The organism is Mycolicibacterium phocaicum, from assembly GCF_010731115.1.
GTDB classification, from domain to species: Bacteria; Actinomycetota; Actinomycetes; order Mycobacteriales; family Mycobacteriaceae; genus Mycobacterium; species Mycobacterium phocaicum.
This window is the reverse complement of sequence record NZ_AP022616.1, coordinates 351,701-366,334: the sequence shown is the minus strand read 5'-3', so window position 1 is coordinate 366,334 and position 14,634 is coordinate 351,701. Positions and strand designations below refer to the sequence as shown.

General features: G+C 68.6%; 9 protein-coding genes and 3 pseudogenes. 4 read left to right on the top strand and 8 right to left on the bottom strand.

All coding sequences use genetic code 11. The features are described 5' to 3' along the window. Window position 1: 1 nt before the first annotated feature. The 5 genes from G6N46_RS01760 to G6N46_RS01740 all read right to left on the bottom strand — a co-directional run bounded on the left by G6N46_RS01760 (window position 2) and on the right by G6N46_RS01740 (window position 5,791). Window positions 2-1,042, bottom strand: a complete 1,041-nt coding sequence (locus tag G6N46_RS01760) for a hypothetical protein (RefSeq protein ID WP_138249691.1) — start codon at window positions 1,040-1,042, stop codon at window positions 2-4. After that, the gene (locus G6N46_RS01755) at window positions 1,039-2,331 is read right to left on the bottom strand and encodes a hypothetical protein (RefSeq protein ID WP_138249692.1); all 1,293 of its coding nucleotides are present in this window, start codon (window positions 2,329-2,331) and stop codon (window positions 1,039-1,041) included. The genes G6N46_RS01760 and G6N46_RS01755 overlap by 4 nt, the downstream gene beginning before the upstream one ends. Beyond that, window positions 2,331-3,524, bottom strand: coding sequence for a CHAT domain-containing protein (locus tag G6N46_RS01750; protein WP_234880694.1), 1,194 nt, complete (start codon window positions 3,522-3,524; stop codon window positions 2,331-2,333). The genes G6N46_RS01755 and G6N46_RS01750 overlap by 1 nt, the downstream gene beginning before the upstream one ends. After that, window positions 3,515-5,239, bottom strand: coding sequence for a hypothetical protein (locus G6N46_RS01745; protein WP_138249693.1), 1,725 nt, complete (start codon window positions 5,237-5,239; stop codon window positions 3,515-3,517). The genes G6N46_RS01750 and G6N46_RS01745 overlap by 10 nt, the downstream gene beginning before the upstream one ends. Before the next feature lie 66 nt (window positions 5,240-5,305). Next, window positions 5,306-5,791, bottom strand: a complete 486-nt coding sequence (locus tag G6N46_RS01740) for a lipoprotein LpqH (RefSeq protein ID WP_061004575.1) — start codon at window positions 5,789-5,791, stop codon at window positions 5,306-5,308. Window positions 5,792-5,918: 127 nt separating this feature from the next. Here G6N46_RS01740 and G6N46_RS01735 point away from each other — a divergent pair, with 127 nt between their 5' ends. Together G6N46_RS01735 and G6N46_RS01730 are read left to right on the top strand one after the other, a co-directional pair. Further along, the gene (locus G6N46_RS01735) at window positions 5,919-6,203 is read left to right on the top strand and encodes a hypothetical protein (RefSeq protein ID WP_234880695.1); all 285 of its coding nucleotides are present in this window, start codon (window positions 5,919-5,921) and stop codon (window positions 6,201-6,203) included. Window position 6,204: 1 nt separating this feature from the next. Continuing rightward, complete coding sequence (locus G6N46_RS01730) at window positions 6,205-7,380, top strand: winged helix DNA-binding domain-containing protein (RefSeq protein ID WP_138249694.1); 1,176 nt, start codon at window positions 6,205-6,207, stop codon at window positions 7,378-7,380. Here the strand turns inward: G6N46_RS01730 and uvrA are convergent. Then, on the bottom strand, window positions 7,377-10,277 hold the full coding sequence (gene uvrA / locus G6N46_RS01725; protein WP_138249695.1) for an excinuclease ABC subunit UvrA: 2,901 nt from the start codon (window positions 10,275-10,277) through the stop codon (window positions 7,377-7,379). The genes G6N46_RS01730 and uvrA overlap by 4 nt on opposite strands. A 333-nt stretch (window positions 10,278-10,610) precedes the next feature. Here uvrA and G6N46_RS01720 point away from each other — a divergent pair, with 333 nt between their 5' ends. Further along, window positions 10,611-11,828, top strand: coding sequence for an IS110 family RNA-guided transposase (locus G6N46_RS01720; protein ID WP_064859362.1), 1,218 nt, complete (start codon window positions 10,611-10,613; stop codon window positions 11,826-11,828). A gap of 44 nt (window positions 11,829-11,872) precedes the next feature. Beyond that, a pseudogene (locus G6N46_RS01715) lies at window positions 11,873-12,157 on the top strand (MBL fold metallo-hydrolase); the annotation flags it as partial. A 155-nt stretch (window positions 12,158-12,312) separates the two neighbouring features. Here G6N46_RS01715 and G6N46_RS01710 read toward each other — a convergent pair. Both G6N46_RS01710 and G6N46_RS01705 read right to left on the bottom strand, forming a co-directional pair. Continuing rightward, window positions 12,313-13,053 (bottom strand): annotated as a pseudogene (locus G6N46_RS01710) (ExeA family protein). 118 nt (window positions 13,054-13,171) lie between these two features. Then, window positions 13,172-14,583 (bottom strand): annotated as a pseudogene (locus tag G6N46_RS01705) (DDE-type integrase/transposase/recombinase); the annotation flags it as partial. Between the last annotated feature and the right edge of the window lie 51 nt (window positions 14,584-14,634).

The window sequence follows — 14,634 nt, the reverse complement described above, 5'->3', positions numbered from 1 at the left end:
CCTAGTAGTCGGCTTCGGCGGCAAGGATCTCGGCGAGGAACGCATCGGGGCCGGGCGCCGCGAGCCGGGCCCGCACGTAGCGCCGGACGCGGTCCCGAACCGCTTCCGTCTCGCCGGCCGCGGCACCCACCGTCACGGTGGTGTCCGTCCAATCATGGCCCCACGCTTGGGTTTCGGTGGCCGGCAGCGGCAGGGTGGCGTTTCCGTCGATGTCGAGGGTGCCGCCGCCGGTGATCGAACCGGAGTCCAGGCGCACCGGGATTCCGTCCGCGGGACCGATCGTGGCGACGCGGATGTCGGCGACCACCGCACCGTCGCGCGCCCGCACGGACCAGTCGATGGTGCTTTCGGCCGCATCGAATGTCCGCGGTGGCACCGCGGTCCACGAGACGGAGGCGACGCCGTCCGCGATGGCACCATCGTCGCCGGCGCCGGGTTGGCCGGCGGCGAGCGCATAGTCGTCCTGTCGCGGCGGCCCCTGGCCCGCAAGGACTTCCGACCAGCCCCCCAGCCCGGATTCGTCGGCGAGGCCGACGCAGCTGCGAACGAGGTCGAGAATCCGGGGATCCCCGGAGCCGGTTGTCCTCGCCAGCGCCTCTCGATGCGGTGCCAGCAGCCCGGCGATATCCGAATCCAGGGTGTCCTCGGAGAAATAGTCCTGCAGCGCCGCCGTCGCGAGCGCCACCTCGGCGTCCAGCACGGCGGCGTCCAGCGGGCCGATGCCGTCACGGGCACTGGCCGGCCACCACCGCCGTAGCCAGTGCCCGACGGCCAGGCGGCGAAGGGCGGCAAGGGGTTCGGGCAGCGGCACGACGTCGGCAGTCTCGGCGGCGGTGACCACCGCGACGTGCCCGGCCTCCCCGACCAGCCGCCACAACCAGTCGGCCGCGGGCAGATCCGTGAACGTGATGCGAACCGCCTGCGCCGGGTCGTGGATCGTCCACGCGAGGACCGCGCCGCTGACCTCGAGTACCGCCACCTCGGGTGGTGGCGCGACCTCGGAGCCCAAGGCCCACAATCCGGACTCGACAGTGAGTTTCATCCTGCCGCCTCCAATTCCAGCATTGCCTTGATGCGCTGGCGATGATCGAGGCTCACCGAACGGGCGACCCCGTCCAGCAGGCCCCGCACCTCGCCCGCGTCGTCGCAGGATTCCTGCCAGACGTCACGCCCGTGCAGTCGTGCCCACAGCCGCGAGACGTAGGGACGCACGAACGCCGCCAGGTCGTCCACCACCTGCTGCTGCCGCGGGTGGACCGGGCCGCCGTCGATCAGATACCGGCGGGCGTGCAGCACGTACGCCTCTTTGCGGAGCCGCGCCTGGATCTGGCCCGAAAGGTGGTACCGCGTCCGATGATTCACCTCGAGCGGCGCCAGGTCCACCCCGACCTCGATGCCGGCGACCAGGGCAGCCTGGTTGTCCTCGGCCAGGAGCCCCCACGGCGACGCCGCGCGGTCCGCCTCCTCGGCGCACAGAGTCGGCAGGTCTGGCAGCTCGTCGCGGTCGAGGGCACGACGCAGCGTCGCCCGGACCCGGTCGACGATGCTGCGGTCGAGGGGACGTTCTGCCGCGCGGGCGCCGGTGACCGCCGGCTTCGATTGCGGTGCGGCAGCGCACAACCCGATCTGATCGACCGACCACGGCGCGGCGGCCGCGGCGTCGCGCATCCGGGCGCCGAAGTTGTACGGGGTGGCGTCACCGATCAATGCGGTCCAGACCCGTTGGCGCGCAGCATCGGCGTTGTGGCCGCCGGACGGCCCGAGGACCGTCGTGAGCCCGGCGAGGAACGGCTCGCACGGTGCGTCGCCCGACCTGACGTCGTCCCAGCCCGCATCGAGCTGACGCGACAGCGTCTCCAGCACAGCCGGGTCGGCGAGGTACTCGTGCAGCCGCTCGACCGCGGTGCGATCCCGATCGCCGTGCACGTCGCGCAGTGCTGCCACGACGACGCCTGAATCACCCTGTCCCGGTTGGCCTCTGGTCGCGGCCAACTCGAAACACACCGGGAAGTAGAGCTCCTGGGCGTTGCCGGTGGTGATCCGGTCGCGCCGGCGCTGCGCCTTCAACAGCGCGAACCACTGGGCCGCAGCGCGCAACTGAGCGGCGTGATCGACGATCACCTGACGCATCTCGTCGGCGATGTCGGCGGCAACGACGGGCGCCGAGTATTCGGGGTGTGCGCGCAGCCGAAGCACCAGCGGATCGATGATGCGCTTGACCGCGCGGCTCAACGGGCCGCCGTCGGGGCTGCTCAGCAGTTCGAGACCCGGCCCGATCTCCCGCCACGCGGCATCGATGACGGCGCGACGTGGCTGCGGCGCAGTAGTCATCAGCGCGCCCCGTCGACCGTGAACGTCATCACCGCTGCCCAGTACACGGGGCTGAGTGTCGCATCTCCGGTTCGCCAGCGCTGCAGGCAGTCTCGCTGCCAGCGATTCACGGCCCGGGCCGGTGTCGTCGCCTCGTGCGCGGTGTCGACGGCCATGATCGCCTCCGCCATGGGATCTGCGTCGGCGCCAGTGGCCGTCCGGTATCCGGCAGCTGTCGGCAGGGACCAGAGGGTCGCGGTAACCACCTGTGCGCCACCGAGAATCATCGCCGCGACCAGACCGGTGGCCTCATCGAACCGGTAGTCGGCACCGGATGCGCAGGCCAGGAGCGCCACGCGGGGCGGGATCTCCAGGCCCATCACCATGATGTCGGCGGCGGTCAGCGGCTCGGGCTCGGCCAGATGCAGGGCCGCCTGCTCTGCCGATCCGTCGCGGTCGTGGGCGGCACTGGAATGCCCGACGTACACCAGCCGTGACGGCTGCTGCGCCAGTTGGGTGGCCAGCCAGTGCCGGTCGGCGTCGGCCCGGCGGAAGAGCTCCACCGGAGCGGTGACCGCCGGCAGTGCGGGCCGCTCGCCGAAGTGCCGGGCCAGCACCGTGTCCGGCGATGGCCGGCCCAGCACCGAGCCGAGCGCTGAATCCGGCCGCTGGCCGGGCACTTTCGGGTCCAGCAGCAGAAGCGGCGGTCCGCCGACCGGTGGCGATTGTCTGCGGGACGCGTTCGCGATGTTCGCCGGCACCGCCAGCAGCAGGTCGGCGAGCTCGATCAGGCGTTGGTCGTCAGCGCCACTGGGCTGCGCGAGCAGTCCCCACGGCACCCGGCTCAGGCGGGCACTCGGCGACACGAAGAGCACCGGCAGCTCCGGGTCGCCGGTGCACTGCCGCAGCAGATCCCACGCTTCGTCGGGGAGCAGGGCCCCGAGGAGCCGGGCGAGTTCGCGCTCGCGTACCGCCGCGGCGAACGGGCCGGTCGCCAAGGACCGGGTCAGAGCCTCGGGAAGTTGTTCACCCTCAAGCGGATCCGGTAGTGCTTCAGCCAGCGCGGAGGTCACCGCGAGAAGAACGTCCTCGGCCAGCATCCAGGTGACCAGCCGCTCGGGCGAGCCGACAACCCGCAGGCTGACGTACGTGCCGATCCCGATGTCGGCGAAGCGCAGCACCAACATGGTTGTGGTGTCCTCGGTCACGGGCATGTCGACCACGCCTCCTGGTCCGCGATGACCGCGCGGCCGTAGCGCAACCGGGCCAGCTCGCGATAGCGCGCCAGCACGGGCTCGCCGTCGGGCTCCATCCGCAGCGGCGGCAGCGGGCCGAGCCGGATGAGGCCGGCAGCGCCGACCGCAACCGGGCCGGACGCGACCGAGGCGAGTTCGTCCACGTCGAGAACCTGCGCGGCCGCCGTCGTGGCCGAGGCCCACTCCATGGCCGCACCCGCCGCCGCGTCCACGCTGAACGCGCCTCGGGCGCTGTGATATTCGATCAATTCGCTCACCAGCGCCGGATCCTGCGATTCCCAGGCCACGGCGAACGCTCCGGCCAGCATCGGTGCGGACACCCCCGCGGCCCAGCGGGCCCGCGCGTCCACGTCGGTGATCGAGTACCGCACCGAGTCGACGGCCAGCGCTGCGGGCAACTTCAGGTCGGCGGCGGCGGCCAATTTGTCCATGCCGGAACGGTATTGGTCGGTACCGGGTTCTGCGGACCACGTCCCGAGCCCGCCGCGGTACCGGGCTTCGGCTTGCGCCCACGTGTCGGCGGGATTACCCGCGGCGTCGAAGCCGAGGTCCGCAAGTCCCTCCGCGCGCCAGACGGTACCGAGTTGGTCATCCAACCGCGCATACTGCAGCCAGCTGCTGCGCGGCGAGGAATCCAGGCACGCCCGGGCCTGATCGAGCACTGCGCGGGCCTCGTCGTATCGGCCCCGGAAGATGGCTATCCAGCTGCGCTGCAACAAGATGCGGTGCACGTGCAGGGGCTTGCCGAGCTCACGCCAGTGCCGTTCGGCGTGTCCCCAGCATTCATCGGCGGCCTGCAGTGCACCGGCGGCGAGCCGGGTCAGCCCGAAGTACAGCCAGCAGCGCGACACCTCGTGAGCCCGCGCCTGCCGGGCGATCTCTGGATACGCGGCGGTGACCAGCGCCTCGGTACCCTGCTGGTCGCCGGCCAGCCAGCTCACCGCCGCCCGCTCCAATTGCGCTCGGGCGGTGGCAAATTCCCAGCCGCGAGCCTGTGCGCGGGCCTCCGCGCGGCGCAGCCACGGCAGGGCCTCGTCGACCTTGCCGGTCTCGATGCAGAACCGCGCGTAGCCGAGTGCACCGGTCAGCCAGAGATATTCGCGCTGCGGGTCGTCGGCGGGTGTCGCGATCGTGGCCAGCACCGCGTTCCACAGCGGCACCGCGCGGACGTGCAGATCGTCGTCGCACAACGCGAGCGCGCACAGGATCCGGGCGTGGGTCAGAAGATAGGTGTGCTCGTCCGCCAGATCGGCGTGCGGCGACGGGCCGTCCAGCGCGGTCAGGGACTGCGCCGCGCCTTCATGGTCTCCGATGGCGGCGGCCAGGCCGGTCCGCAGAAAGGTGGCCCGGCGGGCGTACCGGCTGAGCATGTGGTCCGCGTCCTCCGGCGTCATGGTCATCTGCGCCACGATCTCGGCCGGCGCGCGGCCGGCCAGGATCGATGCGTAGATGTCGAGGCAGTCATCGATGCGCCGGATACATTCACGCACTCCGTCAAGGGCACTGCGGATCAGATAGATCTCGCCGAGCTGCGCGAAGACCTCGAGCATCTGGTCATCGCGGTCGGCCGCTTCGATGGCGGGCATCAGCGACAGCAGCAGTTCTTTGGCTGTCGGCTCGTCGGCGGCGAACATCAGCGCGCGGGCGCGGGCGAGTTCGCCGGTGATCGACACGGCCGCATCATAAGTCGGACGGCGGGCGCATTGGCTGCACCCGCCGTCCTTCTCCTGGCGGGCATGTCAGCCGCAGGACACCTTGATCTCGAAGTTCTTCGAGATCATTCCCGCCATGGGGTTCTTCATGTCGGCACCGGCGGCCTGGCCGGTGATGGTGTAGGTGCTGCCGTCGACCTTGACGTCGGCCGAGCCCGTCTTCATGCCGCCCATCTCCGACACCGCGAGCGCGTTGCCGTCGACCACCAGGCCCAGGGACTGCACCTTCGGCGGCGAGGCGTCGGTCATGACGACGCCGAGACCCTGTGCGCCACCGCCGATGGGTGCGCTGGCAATGTTGATGCTGCCGCCCTGCTTCACGCAGGTCACCGACTTCAGGTCCAGGCCGGCCAGGTCCTGGCCCTCGACCTTGACGACGGTGTTGCCGCCACCCGTCACCGAACCCGGGCCGGTCGCCTTCGGGCCTGCCTCTTTGTCACTCGAGCAGCCGATCAGGGTGGCGCCCACGGCCAGCAAGCCGACACCGGCGGCCAGAGTGCGCTTGATGTTCATGCCATTGGTCTTCATGTGCGGGAGCTTTCCTTCCTCAGTCCGACGCCCCAGTGGCGTCGTCGTGCGGTAAGTACACGCGGGCGCCGCGGCTACCGATCCCAAGTTTCCAGCGCGGTACGGTGAAGCCATGGCCGAAAACGAGCCCATCGACGCCGAGATCGTGCCGTTGGATCCGGCGCCTACGCCGGTGCCGGTGTCTCCGCCCGTCGATCCCGGCTACACCCCCGACGGCGTCCCGACGTTCGAGTCGGTACGCGAGAAGATCGAGAACCGGTACGGTACCGCGATCGGCTCGGCCGAGCTGGCCGCGGAAACCGCGGAGGGCCGATCGGTCGAGGAACAGTACGAAGCACGCCAGAAGGCTGCCGCCGAACGCCTCGAGCAGATCCGTCGCTCGATGCACGACGACTGACTTGCGCACCTTCACCATCGCCGAGCGCCGTAATCGCTTGGCGCAACGTCATTTCCTGAGCACTGCGGCGGCGAGTCCCGCCGAGGTGACCCGGGCGCTGGTCGGCCTGCACGGCACCGATCCCGCCACCCCCTACCTGTCACTGTGGGCCCGGCTACCCGGTTTCACTGTCACCGATCTCGATGCCGCGCTGTACCAGGACAGGCATCTGATCAAGCACATGGCCATGCGCCGGACGCTGTGGGTGGTGCACACCGCCGACCTGCCCGCGGTCCAGGCCGCGGCCAGCGATCGTGTGGCCGCCACGGAGCGCAAACGGCTCATCGGCGATGTCGAGAAGTCCGGTATCGCGGCCGACGGCGAGGCGTGGCTGGAGCGTGCCGCGGCTGCGGTACGTGGGCACCTGGAAGCAGGTTTGGTGGCGGGCACCGCCGCGCTCCGGGCCGCACTGCCAGAGCTGGCGGGCAGCTGGGATCCGGCCCCCGGAAAGACCTGGGGCGGAAGCACTCCCGTCGCGCCGCGTGTGATGACCGTGCTGTCCGCACAGGGGCACATCCTGCGCGGCCCCAACGACGGCACGTGGACGACATCGCGGCCGCTGTGGGCGTCGGCGTCGCACTGGCTACCGGAACCGGACGCTGCCCTTCCGGCCGACGCAGCCCGCGCGGCAGTGCTGACTGCCTGGCTGCGCACCTTCGGCCCGGCCACCGCCGCCGATATCAAATGGTGGTTCGGCCAGACCCTGTCATGGGCCCGCGAGGGGCTGCACGCCATCGAGGCCGCCGCAGTGGCGCTGGAGGGCTGCGACGAGTCCGGGTATGTCCTGCCCGACGATCTCGACGCCACTCCCCCTATTCCGCCGTGGGGCGCACTGCTGCCCGGGCTGGACCCCACCGTCATGGGGTGGCAGGCCCGGTCCTGGTACCTCGGCCCGCACGCGGGCCAGTTGTTCGACCGTTCCGGCAATGCCGGCCCCACGGTGTGGTGGGACGGCCGCGTCGTCGGCGCCTGGGGTCAGGACGCCGACGGCCGGGTGCAGCTGGAGTACGTCGAAGACGTCGGGGCGTCGGCGCGGAAAGTGCTGCAACGCAAGGCTTCCGACCTGACGGACTGGCTCGACGGCGTGCGCGTCAAGCCCCGCTTTCCGTCACCGCTGAGCGTCGCCCTGTCCCGCTAGGCACTCACCTTGCGCCGCTTGGTCTTCGGCGGATCCGGCACGACGGCGGGCAACAGCTCGGCGAGGAACTGCCCCGTGTAGCTGTCCGGCGTCGCCGCGACGTCTTCCGGGGTACCGGACACCACGACGGTGCCGCCGCCCGCGCCACCCTCCGGGCCCATGTCCACGATCCAGTCCGAGGTCTTGATCACGTCGAGGTTGTGCTCGATGACAATGACGGTGTTGCCCTTGTCGACCAGACCATTGATCACCTTGAGCAGCTTGCGGATGTCCTCGAAGTGCAGGCCGGTGGTCGGCTCGTCGAGGATGTAGACGGTGCGCCCGGTCGACCGCTTCTGCAGCTCGGCGGCCAGCTTCACACGCTGCGCCTCACCACCGGACAGCGTCGGGGCGGGCTGGCCCAGCCGCACGTAGCCCAGACCGACGTCGACGAGCGTCTTGAGGTACCGGTGGATGGAGCTGATGGGCTCGAAGAACTCGGTGGCCTCTTCGATGGGCATGTCGAGGACCTCGGAGATGGTCTTGCCCTTGTAGTGCACCTCCAGGGTCTCCCGGTTGTACCGGGCGCCCTGGCACACCTCGCACGGGACGTACACGTCGGGCAGGAAGTTCATCTCGATCTTGATGGTGCCGTCACCCGAACACGCCTCACAGCGGCCACCTTTCACGTTGAAGGAGAACCGGCCGGGCTGGTAGCCGCGGACCTTGGCCTCGGTTGTGGCCGCGAACAGCGTCCGGATCTTGTCGAACACCCCGGTGTAGGTCGCCGGGTTGGACCGCGGCGTGCGGCCGATCGGTGACTGGTCGACCCGCACCAGCTTGTCCAACTGGTCGAGACCGTTGATCCGGGTGTGCCGGCCCGGCACCTGGCGGGCGCCGTTGAGCTTGTTGGCCATGACGGTCGCGAGGATGTCGTTGACCAGCGTCGACTTGCCCGAACCCGAGACCCCCGTGACCGACGTCAGCACGCCGAGCGGGAACGCGACGTCGACCTCTTTGAGGTTGTGCTCGCGTGCCCCGACGACCGTGATCTGCCGCTTCCGATCGACAGGTCGGCGGATGGCCGGGACCTCGATCTCCTCCCGCCCCGAAAGATAGGCGCCGGTAAGCGATTTCGTGTTCTTCAGCAGGTCCTTGTAGGTGCCGCTGTGCACGATCTGGCCGCCGTGCTCACCGGCCGCGGGACCGATGTCGACGACCCAGTCGGCGTGCGCGATGGTGTCGAGGTCGTGCTCGACGACGATCAGCGTGTTGCCGAGGTCGCGCAGCCGGACCAGGGTGTCGATGAGCCGGCGGTTGTCACGCTGGTGCAAGCCGATGGACGGCTCGTCGAGCACGTAGAGGACACCGACCAGACCCGAACCGATCTGGGTGGCCAGCCGGATGCGCTGTGCCTCACCGCCGGACAGCGTGCCCGCGGCCCGCGACAGTGTCAGGTAGTCGAGGCCGACGTCGAGCAGGAAGCCCAGCCGCGACTGCACCTCTTTGAGCACCTGGCCGGCGATGGCTTGCTCGCGCGGCCCGAGGGTCAGCGCGTTGAGGAACGTCGAGCAGTCCGAGATGGACAGATCACACACCTGCGCAATGGATTTCGCGTCGTCATCCGCGGACAGGGTGACCGCCAGAATCTCCGGCTTGAGTCGGGTACCGGCGCACTCGGGACACGGGATGTCCCGCATGAAGCCCTCGTAGCGTTCCTTCATCTGCTCGGATTCGGTCTGCTCCATGCGGCGCTGCAGGAACGCCAGCACGCCTTCGAAGTCGGCATAGTACGAGCGCGTGCGGCCGTAGCGGTTCTTGTACCGGACGTGCACCTGGTGGTCGGAACCTTCCAGAATGGCCTTGCGCGCCTTGGCCGGAAGCTTCTTCCACGGGGTGTCGATGTCGAAGCCCAGCTCCTCACCGAGCCCGGCCATCATGCGGGTGAAGTAGTCGGAGTTGTGGCCCATGGACCACGGCGCCACCGCGCCCTCGGCGAGCGTCAGCTCCGGGTCCGGTACGACGAGCTCGGGGTCGACTTCCTTCTTGATGCCCAGACCGGTGCACTCCGGGCAGGCGCCGTAGGGCGAGTTGAACGAGAACGACCGCGGCTCGAGGTCGTCGACGGCCAGCGGGTGCGCGTTGGGGCAGGCCAGCTTCTCGGAGAAGCGCTGCTCGCGCTGCGGGTGGTTGTCGTCGCGGTCGACGAACTCGAGGACGACGATGCCGTCGGCGAGGCCCAGCGCGGTCTCGACCGAATCGGTCAGCCGCTGCTTGGCGCTGGCCTTGACGGTCAGGCGGTCGACGACCACCTCGATGTCGTGCTTCTCCTGCTTCTTGAGCTTCGGCGGATCGGTCAGCGAGTGCACGACGCCGTCGACCCGGACGCGGCTGTAGCCCTGGCCGTTGAGCTTGTCGAAGAGGTCGACGAACTCACCCTTGCGGGTGCGGACCACGGGCGCGAGCACCTGGAACCGGATGCCCTCGTCCATGGCGAGCACCTGGTCCACGATCTGCTGCGGCGTCTGCCGCGCGATGCGCTCACCACACACCGGGCAGTGCGGCGTGCCGGCACGCGCGTACAGCAGACGCAGGTAGTCGTAGACCTCGGTGATGGTGCCGACGGTCGAGCGCGGGTTCCGGTTGGTCGACTTCTGGTCGATGGACACCGCGGGCGACAGGCCCTCGATGAAGTCCACGTCCGGCTTGTCCATCTGGCCCAGGAACTGACGGGCGTACGCCGACAGCGACTCGACATAGCGGCGCTGCCCCTCGGCGAAGATGGTGTCGAACGCCAGCGAGCTCTTACCCGAACCCGACAGGCCCGTGAACACGATCAGCGAGTCTCTGGGCAGGTCAAGGTCGATTCCCCGCAGGTTGTGCTCGCGCGCACCTTTGACGATCAGACGGTCTGACACACGTATCCCTTCACCGGTCTGGGCAATCCAGACACCACAGCGCCATGCTATGTGTCCCCACCGACATTGATTGTGTTCAACCCGTTCGGGCGAGGATGACCTTGCTCGTTCGCCGCTGGTGATGACCCTCCCACCGACTGACGCCCTGCTGGGTTGTCTTCGACTTGATCTGTCTCACCAGCGACGCGCGAGCAAGCGTTGCCCCGAGAGCCCAGCGGGGCGGACATGACCTAATCAGGAGCCTGGCCGTTCCTCATCAATGTCTTGTCTGCCCGCCCCGCAGGGTTGTCACCCACCCGCACGGTTCATTACTACGGAGAGGACACCACCATCGTGACATCCCCACGCCGAGTCGTCATCGGCGCCGACACCCATCTGGACACCATCCACGTCGCCGCCATCACCGACACCGGCCAACCGCTCGGCGACGCCGAATTCCGCACCAACCCCACCGGCTACTGGGCCGCGATCTGCTGGGCCCGCAGCTTTGGTGACATCGTGACCGCAGGAGTCGAGGGCACCAGCAGCTACGGCGCCGGACTCACACAAGCATTGCAGGCCAACGCTATTCACGTCGTTGAAGTCAACCGACCCGACCGGGCAGCCAGGCGCAGGCAAGGAAAATCCGACCCGCTCGATGCCTACAGTGCCGCCCGCGCCGCGCTGGCCAGCAACAGCCCAGCCGTCCCCAAAGACCCCCACACCAATGCACTCAAAGCCCTGCTGACCGCCCGTCGCGGCGCCGTCAAAGCCCGCACCGCAGCCATCCAGCAGATCAAGGACCTCCTCGTCACCGCTCCCGCCGAGATACGCGAGCGCTACCGCGGCTACACCACCACGCTGACGCTCGTGGCCGCGCTGTCCAGATGCCGACCCGCTACACACAACGATCCCGTCACGGTCTCAGTACTGACGGCCTGCAAAACACTGGCCCGCCGCGTCACCTTCCTGCAAGATCAGGCCGACGAAATCACTGCTGAGCTCGACACCCTCACTGCTGCATTCAATCCTGCACTCCGGGCCGCCTACGGCGTCGGCCCGGACACCGCCGCTCAACTGATCATCACCGCCGGCACCAACCCCCAACGGCTCCGCAGCGAAGCCTCCTTTGCGATGCTCACCGGTGTCGCTCCCATCCCGGCCTCGTCCGGGAAAACCAGCCGCCACCGACTCTCCCGCGGCGGCGACCGCGCCGCCAACAACGCCCTGTACCGCATCGCCCTGGTCCGCATGGCCCACGACCAACGCACCCGCGACTACGTCACCCGCCAGACCGCCGCCGGCCGGTCCAAAAAAGAGATCCTGCGGATGCTCAAACGCGCTATCGCCCGCGAGATGTTCAAACACCTCACCGCACCCAGCCCGATCGACGACTACAGCGACCTCCGCCCGGCTCGTCGAGCCACAAACATCACTCTCACCGCCGTCGCCGACCACTTCGGCGTATGGCCCAACGACATCTCCCGCCTCGAACGCGGCCTCAAACGCGACGACACCCTCGCCGCTACCTACCGCCAATGGTTAAACACCCAGCTCAACCACGCCGCTTGACTATTAACAGAAATAGGAGCATCAAGTCCGGATACGGTGGCGTCATGACAGTCGTCAATGACACGTACACCGGCCACGTCGATGCGGGTACCGCGGCACGTCGCACCCTTCCCGCCGCGACGATCGTCAAGGCATCGGTCGGACCCATGGACAACAACGCGTACCTCATCACGTGTTCCGCGACCGGAAAAACCCTGCTCATCGACGCCGCGAACGACGGTCCGGCGCTCGTCGAGCTGATCAGATCGCAGGCGCCGGACGTCGAACTCATCGTCACCAGCCATCAGCACTTCGACCACTGGCAGGCCCTGGCGGAAGTGGTGTTGGCCGTCGTTGAAGATGACGATGTCGGCGTCATCGGTGTTGATGACGATGCACTGATGAGAACGCCCCGCTCGACTGTGGCGAGCGGGGCGTTTGTGATCTCGGTGACGGGATCCTCGTCGCGGTGACGTGGTCGTCGCCGTGGTGAAGCGGATCGGGTTCAGTCGGTTGCTGTTTCGCTGATGGCGATGCGGGCGGCTTTCTCCCCGACGATGGAGTGCCCGGCGGCGAACGCGGCCGTGAGCGCGTGCAGGGCGAGATTGTTGACCGCACGCGGATGTCCACGGGAGGCGTTGTGGATCAGGGTCATCGCGTCGTCGGCGAACAGCGCATCGGAGCGGCCGGCGATCTTGGTGTGATGCCCGATGTAGTCGGCGGTGTCGGCCGCTGTCATGCCGGGCAGGGTGTAGCGCACGGCGATGCGCTGATCCAACGCGGCCAGAACACCCAGACGCAGTCGGTGCCGCAGGGTGGGTTGCCCGACCAGGACCACGGCGAACGGTGAACCACTGTCCATGTCGTGGTTGGTCAGCAGCCGGATCGCTTCGAGTTGATGGTTGTCGAGCAGGTGGGCTTCATCGACGACTAACACGGGTTGCGGCCACGTTCAGCGTGCTCGGCGGCCAAGGCGTCTGCGGCTTGGGGAGCCAGCCGGGCGGTGTGAAACGCCGGGTGTGCCGAGGGTGGCCACGATGTGGGTGAGCATGCCGCGCACCCCGATGGTGGGGTTGGCGAGGTAGATGATTACGTGCCGCGCCGGATCCAAGGAGGCGGCTGCCGCGCGGATCGCGACGGTTTTGCCAGCGCCGACTTCGCCGGTGATGACGCCGATGGCGCATTGGTCCACACACCAGCCGATGCGGGCGATCGCTTCGCTGTGGCCGGGGTGGCGGTGCAGCATCGACGGCGCCAGATCCCGCCCGAACGGCATCCGTGTGAAGCCCCAATGTGATTGCAACCGTTGAATACTCACGCCGACACCCCGTCCTCGAACTCGTCCTCGGTGGGAGCGAGGTCGTGATCGAGAGCTGAGCGGCGACCTGGTCGCCGTCGGAGTCGGTTCCGTAGAGGGCGTGATAGCCGATACGTTCATCCTCACGCAGCTGCTCGTGATGGGCGGCAGCGGTCAACGCCAGGTAATCGATCCCCGTCGTTGCCGGCGGGGTCTCGACGGTCTCGGGTCGGGCTTTCGGGTGGGCATGGCGGCTGATGGTGTGCGGTGTCGCGGCACCGAAACTCTGGTCGCGGTGGCGGACCTCGACGGTCTGCAGGTCGAACGGGGAGAACACCAGCTCCACGCGGCGCCCGGCCAGGGCGGGTCGACCTGGTAGGTGTTGGAATGCAGGGAGACGGTGGCGGTCTTGGTCACCACCCGAAATTCCGACCACAAGAACGCCTCGGTCAGATCCGCCGCCGTCGGCAACTCCGGAGTGTGACCAAGGCGGTCCCAGCCGGTGTCCCAGCGCTCCAGTGGGGATTGCCCGGTCTCGGTATGGGTGCGGCGGTGGTATTCGGTCTCGACCCAGGCCATGAACAGCCGGTTGAGCTCCAACAGCGCACCGGTGTGGTCGACCCCGGCGGCGGCGAGGTCCTCGGTGGTGGTGTCGGTGACCTCAACGAGGAACTGCCCACGCACGGTGCGGAAGAACCGTTCAATCTTGCCCCGTCCCTGCGGGCGCCCGGGCGCCGAATGTACCAGTCGGATACCGAGTTTCGCGCACGCCCGCAGCAGCCAGGCATCGACGAACGCCGAACCATTGTCGACATAAATCGAGGCTGGCACGCCGCGGGCGGCCAGCGCGGGTTTGAGCGCGGCCGCCAGACGCACGGTGTCCTCGGCGAACCCGAACCGGTGACCGACCACCAACCGAGAATGGTCGTCGAGGAAGGCGAACAGGTAGGTCTTGCGGTCACCGACCCGCGGACCGTGCAGAGCGTCGCCGACCCACAGTTCGTTGGGGTCGGCGGCTTCGAACCGGCCGAACACCTCCCTGGCGCCACCGGCGGCCGGGCCCATCAGCTCGCAGCGATGGAAATGGCGCAGCAGGGTCGATTCCGAGGGCGCCCAGCCGGTGGCGGTGCGCAGGATGCGGGCCACCTGGGCGGTGGTGCGTGACGGATTCTCCCGCTTCAACGAGGCGGCCAGCTCCAGCACCCCGACGTCGGTGCGGGTGGCCAGCCGGCGCGGCTCGGGCACCAGGGCTTCGAACCCGCCGGCCCGGTAACGCCGGATCCAGCGGTCCAGGGTCGGTCGTGCGATCTGCACCCGGGTGCCGAACGGGTCGACATGGGTGCGCTGCGCGATCTCGCGGACCAGTCGGCCACGCTGTTTGGTCGACAACCCGGCCTCCAGGGCGGGGCAGATCAGCTGATACCGGAACAAGCCGATCGCCTGGACCCGCTCGCGACGCTTGTGTTCTTCCAACGACACCGTTTCTCCTCACACATTCGATGGCCCGACCCGAAACCATTTGTCGGGCAG

Excerpts from the sequence above, each read along its gene's own strand:
- G6N46_RS01760 (WP_138249691.1), bottom strand. The coding sequence starts at position 1,042 with ATGAAACTCACTGTCGAGTCCGGATTGTGGGCCTTGGGCTCCGAGGTC.
- G6N46_RS01755 (WP_138249692.1), bottom strand. The coding sequence starts at position 2,331 with ATGACTACTGCGCCGCAGCCACGTCGCGCCGTCATCGATGCCGCGTGG.
- G6N46_RS01750 (WP_234880694.1), bottom strand. The coding sequence starts at position 3,524 with ATGCCCGTGACCGAGGACACCACAACCATGTTGGTGCTGCGCTTCGCC.
- G6N46_RS01740 (WP_061004575.1), bottom strand. The coding sequence starts at position 5,791 with ATGAACATCAAGCGCACTCTGGCCGCCGGTGTCGGCTTGCTGGCCGTG.
- G6N46_RS01735 (WP_234880695.1), top strand. The coding sequence starts at position 5,919 with ATGGCCGAAAACGAGCCCATCGACGCCGAGATCGTGCCGTTGGATCCG.